Genomic DNA, 8,256 nt, shown 5'->3' on the forward strand with positions numbered 1-8,256 from the left:
TGTCAAGAATTACATCACATTTTATAATAAAACTAGAGTTCAACAGAGATTAAACGACCAGTCTCCTGTAGATTACAGAAAACTGACCGCTTAAAAGTTTTTTCTTCTGTCCCAATTTTGGGGTGCAGTGCCTTAACCTAGTAAATTTTTTCTTTTTTCAGAATTTTCTAGATGATTATGCTATAATATAAATTATAGACATTATAAAAAGGAGAGCAGACTATGCCATTTGTTAAAATTGATTTGTTTGAAGGACGTACTGAAGAACAAAAAGTTGAGCTTGCACGTGAAGTTACTGAAGTTGTATCTCGTATCGCAAAAGCTCCTAAAGAAGCGATTCATGTTTTTATCAATGACATGCCTGAAGGAACTTACTATCCACAAGGCGAAATGAAGAAAAAAAACTAAGTCGAGCTACTATTCCTATCTGGAGAAAACCTCCAGATTCTTTTTTCAAGTTTGTTTGAGCATATTTATTGACATTTGTCCAAAAACTTGAAATTGGCTTGACAAAATTTTCAGAAAACGTTATCATTATAACCGTAGACTAATGTTGGAGGTGACTTTTGTTAGAATCCCATAGCACCAAAATGATGGGGACAACCATTGATATCTCAGTTAACTCTGGGAATCCACTTAAGCATATTCATGAAGTCTGCAATCTGCTAGAAATCTATCGTAATCGATTCAGCGCAAATGATGCTGATTCGGAGCTGATGGCTATCAACGATAATGCTGGGATTAAACCTATACAGGTTCATCCAGATTTGTTTGATTTGATTAGTCTTGGAAAAGAGCACAGCCTTGCCACACCTAGTAATCTCAATATTGCAATAGGTCCTTTGGTTCAAAGCTGGCGCATCGGATTTGATGATGCTATTGTTCCTTCTCCTGAGCTTATTAAGGAAAGACTTATCTTGACGGATCCCAATCAAATAATCCTTGATAAAGATCAAAAGAGCGTTTTTCTAACAAAGGAAGGCATGAAGATTGACTTAGGTGCCCTCGCCAAAGGTTATATAGCTGACAAGGTGATTGCCTATCTTGCTCAAGAAAAGGTGCATTCTGCACTGATAAACCTTGGTGGAAATGTTCTTGTCTATGGTTTGAATGATAATCGTCCAGACGGTTCTTGGCATATTGGCATTCAAAAACCAGATGAGAAACGTGGCCGAAATATCGGCGTCCTAAAAATTCACAATAAGTCTGTTGTCACATCAGGTATCTACGAAAGACATCTGACAGTTGGCGATAAAGACTATCACCACATTTTTGACAAGGAGACTGGTTATCCTATTGAGACAGATATGGCTAGTCTTACAATCGTGGCAGATAAGTCTGTTGACTGTGAAATCTGGACAACAAGGTTATTTGGTCTTCCTATTATAGAAGCCATGGTGACCATCAATGAGACGGCTCATATCGAGGGAATTGTTATCACAAATGACAATCGCCTAGTTGTCTCAGAAAATTTAAAACAAGATTTCCAAATTTATTATTGATTATGACGAAAGAGGTATTTTCATGAAACTTATTGGACTAGTTGGAACAAATTCAGCTAAATCTACTAACCGTGTATTGCTACAATACATCTCAAAACACTTTGCTGACAAAGCAGAAATCGAATTGATCGAAATCAAAGATTTCCCAGTTTTCAACAAACCTGCTGATAAAAGTGTTCCAGACATCGTTCTTGATGTAGCAGCAAAAATTGAAGAGGCTGATGGTGTTATCATCGGAACTCCTGAGTATGACCACTCAATTCCTGCCGTATTGATGAATGCTTTGGCATGGTTGTCATACGGAATCTTCCCACTTTTGAATAAACCAGTTATGATCACTGGTGCTTCATACGGAACACTCGGTTCATCACGTGCTCAATTGCAATTGCGTCAAATCTTGAATGCACCTGAGTTGAAATCAAACGTTCTTCCAGATGAATTTCTTCTTTCACACTCACTTCAAGCTTTCAACGCTGAAGGTGATTTGATTGATTTGGATACTATTCAAAAACTTGATGCTATCTTTGATGACTTCCGCATCTTTGTTACAATGACTGAGAAAATGTCAAATGCGAAAGCTCTTCTTCAAAAAGAAGCAGAAAACTTTGATTGGGAAAAATTGTAATCGTTAGTAAGGAGAAAAAATCATGAAATTTGTAGGTATTGTCGGTTCTAATGCGGATCAATCATATAACCGCATGTTGTTGGAGTTCATCCGTCGTCACTTTAAAGTAAAATTTGAACTTGAAGTTTTGGAAATCAAAGATGTTCCAATGTTCAACCAAGATGATGATCAGTCAGATTCATTCCCAGTTCAATATCTTTACAACAAAATCAACCGTGCTGACGGTGTTATCATCGCAACTCCAGAGCACAACCACACAACTACTCCTGCTCTTAAGAGCACACTTGAATGGTTGTCATTTAACTTGCACCCATTTGAAGACAAACCAGTTATGATTGTTGGTGCTTCATACTATGACCAAGGTACATCTCGTGCCCAAGTTCACTTGCGTAAAATTCTTGATGCACCAGGTGTAAATGCTTATACTCTTCCTGGTAACGAATTCCTTCTTGGTAAAGCTAAAGAAGCATTCGATGAAAATGGAAATATCAAAAATGAAGGTACTGTTGCCTTCCTAGGTCAGTGTCTTGATAACTTCATCAAATACGTAGGAGTTGTATCACAATTGAAAAAACCAAAACCAATTGCTCCAGAAGATCTTGACTGTAACAAACCAATTGCAACAACTATCACTGAAGTTGATCCAGATGATCCAGACTGGTTGGAAAAAGCTGCTAAAGTTGTTAACGCTGTTGAAGGCGACACTTATGTTAAACTTGACCAAGGTCTCTTGACTGTTAACCAATTGAATATGTTCTTGAACGCTATGCCATTTGAATTGACATATGCTGACGATAACAACCAATTCTTGTACTACAACAATGCACACCAAGACCCTGAAACAATGTTGGCAAAACGTGTTCCATCACAAACAGGTAACCGTATGTCAACTGTTCACGCATCACTTCCTGCTGGACGTATGAAAAATGTTGAATGGGTAATCGGTACACTTCGTAATGGAGACCAAGAGTACGTTCGTACTATTGTTCCTGGTTCACCAGCAGAAGTCATCAATACCCACAACTACCAAGCTATGTACTATCCAGATGGTTCATACGCAGGTATCAACGAAATCGTGTTTAACTTCAAACCATGGTTGGATTGGTATCTTCAAACAACTGGACAACGTCTTGTAGGTGGCTCTGCTCCTGCAGCTGGTGGTCACGGTAGCGGTGCAGATGCATCATCAGGTGCTTCTGATTCTGGTCACGGCGGTGGCGAAGCTGCTCCTGCAGCTGCTTCAGATGCTGATTCAGGTGCATCATCACACTAAAATTTAGAAGGTTAGGATGAAAATCCTAACCTTTTTGTGTTCATAGAATTTTCACTTGGTTTTAGAAATTGCAAAGCTCTATTTCTGTTTACTTAGGTCATTTTGATAAAAAGAAAAACATTCCAAGAATAGCATTCTTGGAATGTTTTTTGAATTTGTCTAGTATCTGCGATAGACTTGTGGTCGGTAGTTTTTACCAGATACTTTCAAAGCTGCATAAGCATCTTGAAGTGTTTGATAAGCTTGGTCGATATCATCTTGACTGGATTCACTATCATTTAAGACAAGATCCGCTTCTCTCAGTGCTAACAAGAACTGTCTTTTACTGAACTGATTTGCTTGACGGTAGGTCTTGGTATTGAGTGCATAATAACCAGATAGTACAAGCTCTTCCAATTGACCAGTTTGGTTTTCCTTACCTGATAGAGAGTTGTAGGCTGTTTGTAGAGCTGATTTAGCTTCATCTACTTGTGCTTGTGTTAGTCCTTCTGTGTTGGCAAGGAGAGTTTGTGCAGCGATAAGGGCTTCAAGGTAGGCTGTTTGTTCCTTACTGCTTGCATTTTTAAAGCGAAGGCTGGCTTGGATTTGACTAGCTTCATTAAGAGCACTTGTAAGAAGAGTAGTGTCAGTTGCTTGACCGTTAAGAGCTTCTTCTGCAGCTTTTAGCGCTTTAACAGCAGCATCAATAACTGCTTGAGAAGATTTGGCTGCAAGCACTGCCTCTGCATCCGCTTTAGCAGTTTGATAGTTTTCTTGGCTAGACTGATCTGCATTGTAGTAACGTGCAGCATTTTCAAGACTTGCTAGGGCAGCGATTTCTTCTTTCAAGCTTGATTTATTAACCAGTGTAAATGTTTTTTCATTCACAGTATTTTCTAGGATTTCAAAATCGAGATCTTCAAGGACTTCGTAGCCATCAGCAAGCTCAACCTTGATAGTATAAGTTCCGACGCGGAGCATATATTCAAAGGTATTCTTATCATAAATAGCACCTGGAAGCTCAGTTGCATTACCATCTGAATCGACAGCATAAACTTTTGTAGCTTGTCCTAAATCTTGGTCAAATGTAACTACAGCTGTTGCTTTGACTGTTGCCTGGTAGTCAAAGTAGAGATATTTAACACTCTCTTCAGCATTGATCAAGACTTTCAAGGTCTTGTCGCCGACCAAGACGCCTCTTTCATCATCAAATGATTGAAGTACAATTGTATAGCTGCCAAATGGTAATTCAAGGAAGTTTGTTTGATTTTGATAGAAGCTTGGAGCTACAACTTCTGCACCTGTTGAATCGTAGACTTTATAAGCAATTAAAGCGTTTGCGACAGAACCATCTGTTACATTGCGAATGAAGACACCGACAACCCCATAATTATTTTCAAGCTCTGCCATTGTACTGATACGTTGAAGAGCCTTGTTTCCTGCAAAGTCAGTTACAAGGAAGTAAGCATCATCCAATGAAATTCCTGTTGGAATCGTATAGCTGCCGTCTTCGTTTTGTGCAAGGGTTACACGATTGTCAGATAGGACAATTTTACCTGTTTCAGTATCAATACCGATATTTGTATAAGTTCCGTTACTTCCTTTGACTAGATAGAAGACTTCCTGGCTATAGATTCCTGAGCCGTTTTCATAGACCGCATTTGGTTTGAAGTCAGTTGAGCCGTCGGCATTTTTTAGGATAGTTGCTGTTGTGATAACAGGGTCCTGTGTATCAATTGTGATATCAAATGACATGCTCTGCTTATCTGCACCAGGAACTTGTGAATAGTAGCTTACAACATACTCGTAGTCGCCGTCAGCAAGTAGGTAACCATTGCTATCTTGACCATTCCACTGGGTATTGTAGACAATGCTTGATGTTGAACCGCTACCTTGTTCGTAGGCATCTTTACCACCGTCACCGATATAAGATGTCCAAAGTGGGTTGCTGTGACTAGTGTCATCTTTAGCATAAACGGCTACTTGCATATCCTTGTAGTTTCTGAGGAAGACACCCTTGAAGGTTAGGCTATCTTGGTTACTATCTCCGTTTGGTGAAATAGCCAGATGAGCTTGGCCTGAACCATCTTGATAAAGTTGGAAAGTACCATCTTCGTTTTGGAAGCTTCCGAGGACTTTACTTACTGTAGCTGTCTTCATACCTTGTGAAATGATATCATCTGTTGATTCAGTCAATAGAGATGTGACATCGGCATCAACACTGATTTTTTGGTCCGCTGATCCTGTGTAGTAAACGCCATTTTTACCTTCTTTGGTTAATTGATAGACATTTTCTTCAACAACTGCTAGGTTTTCAAAATCACCTCTAAAGCCAACATAAGGAATTGAAATCACTTCAAGTGAGTCTGTTGGATCAAGGAAACGAACGAAACCTTCCAAATAGTAACCGTTTGGCATTGCTGCTTGCAGAGCACTTGCGTAGCCAGAAGCATCGACTGTGATACGCACTGTTTGGCTTGAATTTGCTTTGACTGTAATGGTTTGACCTACTTGAGTTTCCAAACCAAGCGGTGATAGGGTAATCTTACCATCACTTGTTGCATCAGTTTGTAATTGGGTTACATAGCTGAGCGTTTTATCTTCATTACCAATATTATGGACAGTCACTTCAAAGCTGAATTTATCTTCGACATCACCTAGTGTAATACTTCCGTAGTTATCTTGACCAGTCACATAGAGATCTGTTGTTACAGCAGCTGCTACATCAATCAAACCTGCACCCTGTTGACGTGGTGACGTGTAAGCCTTGCTCTCACTATCGTAGTGAGCTTTGGCAGTACTCATCAAGAGGTTTTTAATTGTTGATGAAAGCTCTTCACCTTCAAGTTCAGGGTGTTCCTTGCTGAGATACTCCTTAACAAGGGCGATGGCACCAGCGACATGAGGGCTTGCCATACTTGTACCGCTATTGAGGTTATAAGTATTATCATTACCAGCTGCGTAAATGCTACCGCCAGGTGCTGTCAAGTCAGGTTTCAAGAAACCGTCACTTGAAAGACCCCAACTAGAGAAATCAGACATCTGATCAGCAGTCTCATTGTTAATTTTGTTCATGCCCTCTTTGAAGCTTACCTTGTAGTTCCCTGATTTAAGGACTTCGCCTGCTTCCTGTGTAATGAAAACAGATGGGACATCAAGATTGTCATCTCCGACACTCATGCCTCCGCTGAGAATGCCGACTGTATTGTTAAAGACAATAACACCGATAGCACCAGCAGCTTTTGCGTTTTGAATTTTTTCTGCAAAAGTAATTGAGCCACGTTGGATCAGTGCAACTTTACCAGTCAGATCAGTTGAGCCGATATCATCTGTAGTACCTAGTCCGACATAAGTGTACTCATAAGAAGTATTGCTATCGAAGGTTACAGCATCTGTTGTAGCCACTGATGGGAAGTTTTGATTTTCTTCACCTTCAATAGTGATTGCTGTCGAATAGTAGGTTGAATTATTGAAGGAAGCGACTGAGATAACATCTTTCGTTGTTGAAGGGTCACCAACAGTTGCATAGTCAGGATTTTCAGCCGATACTGGACTAGCTCCATAACCAAAGTTACCTGAGTTACCTGCTGAAATAGCTACCGCTACACCTGCATCACGAGCAGTTTGAATGGCGTTTTTTAGAACGTCAGAACTATAAATTGTTGAACCCGATGTCGCACCAAGACTGAGGTTGATACTATCCGCACCCAGTTTGACAGCGTCAAGAATGGCACGAGCGTAGATAGCTTGGTCTGTCGTTTTTTGACGATCTGAGAAGACACGCATAAACATAACCTGAGCCTCAGGTGCTACACCTTTAACAATCTCATTTGTACTTGGATCAGCTACTTGGGCATTACCAGTTGCAATTGAGCTAACGTGCATACCGTGTGAATGTGTGCTATCCTCTTTGATATCATCACTTGAATCAAAATAATTGTAGGCATAGATAACCTTGTTGTTATACCATTTTCCGTAGGTAATTCCAGCTGCTGCCATGGCTTCCTGCATAGCTTGTTCAGTCTGGTATTTTGCCTTACTAATATCTGTTAGAGCCATGGTATCGTGGTCGACATCAATACCAGAATCGATGATGGCAACAACTGTTCCTTCACCCTTGTAGCCATAATCCCAAGCTTGAGGTGCAGAAATCAAATCATTACTTGAGCTATCATTTGGTTGGGCAGCTGCCAATGTTGTAGTAGGATTCTCAGTTGCAGCTAGCGCATTGCTAGAAACTTGAGCAGAAGCTTGGCTCGCAGTTTGTGTTGTTTCTACTGTTGCACTTGTTACTGCTTGTTCAGTTTGGCTAGTCTGACTTTCTGAAGTCACCTCTGTACTAGTTTGTGCTGCTTCACTAGTTGCAGTAGTTTCTTGACTCTGACTAGCTTCTTCACTACTTGTGCTTTCAGTTTGGACAGCTTCCGCTTCGAGGGTAGTAGTTGTTTCTGCAACCTCTACAAGCCTTTCTTGAGTTTGACTTGTTTCACTTTCTTGGCTCGTTTCGCTGGTCAATGCTGGCGCTTGAACAGTTTGTGCCACCTCTGTTGTTGAAACATCTTCAGCTAAAACGCTGTTAGCTGAGACCAAAAAAACTGCACCCAAAAGAACGGATACAGTCCCAATTTTTAATTTACGAATGGAAAATTTTTGCTTACTATTCATCCTAAGCCTCCTCTTTTTCACACAATCTATTGTGTCTGATTTCATTTTAATATATATTGTCAGAATATTCAAGTAGTTCCAGTGAAACATTTACATTTTTGTAAAACAAACTAAAAAGCTAAATTTCAAGTGCAAGTTAGCCATTCAGTAAAACATCATTAGGAGATTTATAGCTCAGTATTTTCTTAGGATAATTGTTTATCCAGTTTTCA

Annotated in this window: 6 protein-coding genes; 5 read left to right on the forward strand and 1 reads right to left on the reverse strand. The window is 39.9% G+C overall.

Annotated elements, in window-relative coordinates; genetic code table 11:
• The 5 genes from JOC28_RS11000 to JOC28_RS09970 all read left to right on the forward strand — a co-directional run.
• The coding region (locus JOC28_RS11000) for an IS3 family transposase (RefSeq protein ID WP_205010541.1) at positions 1-94 on the forward strand (94 nt) is incomplete at its 5' end.
• 128 nt (positions 95-222) lie between these two features.
• The gene (locus JOC28_RS09955; RefSeq protein ID WP_205010536.1) at positions 223-408 is read left to right on the forward strand and encodes a 4-oxalocrotonate tautomerase; all 186 of its coding nucleotides are present in this window, start codon (positions 223-225) and stop codon (positions 406-408) included.
• 182 nt (positions 409-590) lie between these two features.
• On the forward strand, positions 591-1,502 hold the full coding sequence (locus tag JOC28_RS09960) for an FAD:protein FMN transferase (protein ID WP_386700784.1): 912 nt from the start codon (positions 591-593) through the stop codon (positions 1,500-1,502).
• Positions 1,503-1,524: 22 nt separating this feature from the next.
• Positions 1,525-2,127 (forward strand): NADPH-dependent FMN reductase, encoded by a 603-nt coding sequence (locus JOC28_RS09965; protein WP_205010538.1) that lies wholly within the window; start codon positions 1,525-1,527, stop codon positions 2,125-2,127.
• A 22-nt stretch (positions 2,128-2,149) separates the two neighbouring features.
• Complete coding sequence (locus JOC28_RS09970) at positions 2,150-3,400, forward strand: NAD(P)H-dependent oxidoreductase (protein WP_205010539.1); 1,251 nt, start codon at positions 2,150-2,152, stop codon at positions 3,398-3,400.
• A 159-nt stretch (positions 3,401-3,559) separates the two neighbouring features.
• Here the strand turns inward: JOC28_RS09970 and JOC28_RS10850 are convergent, their stop codons facing one another.
• A complete protein-coding gene (locus tag JOC28_RS10850; RefSeq protein WP_205010540.1) occupies positions 3,560-8,044 on the reverse strand; it encodes a S8 family serine peptidase in 4,485 nt (1,494 codons plus the stop codon).
• Positions 8,045-8,256 lie beyond the last annotated feature (212 nt).

This window comes from Streptococcus loxodontisalivarius, from assembly GCF_016908645.1.
Lineage (GTDB): Bacteria > Bacillota > Bacilli > Lactobacillales > Streptococcaceae > Streptococcus > Streptococcus loxodontisalivarius.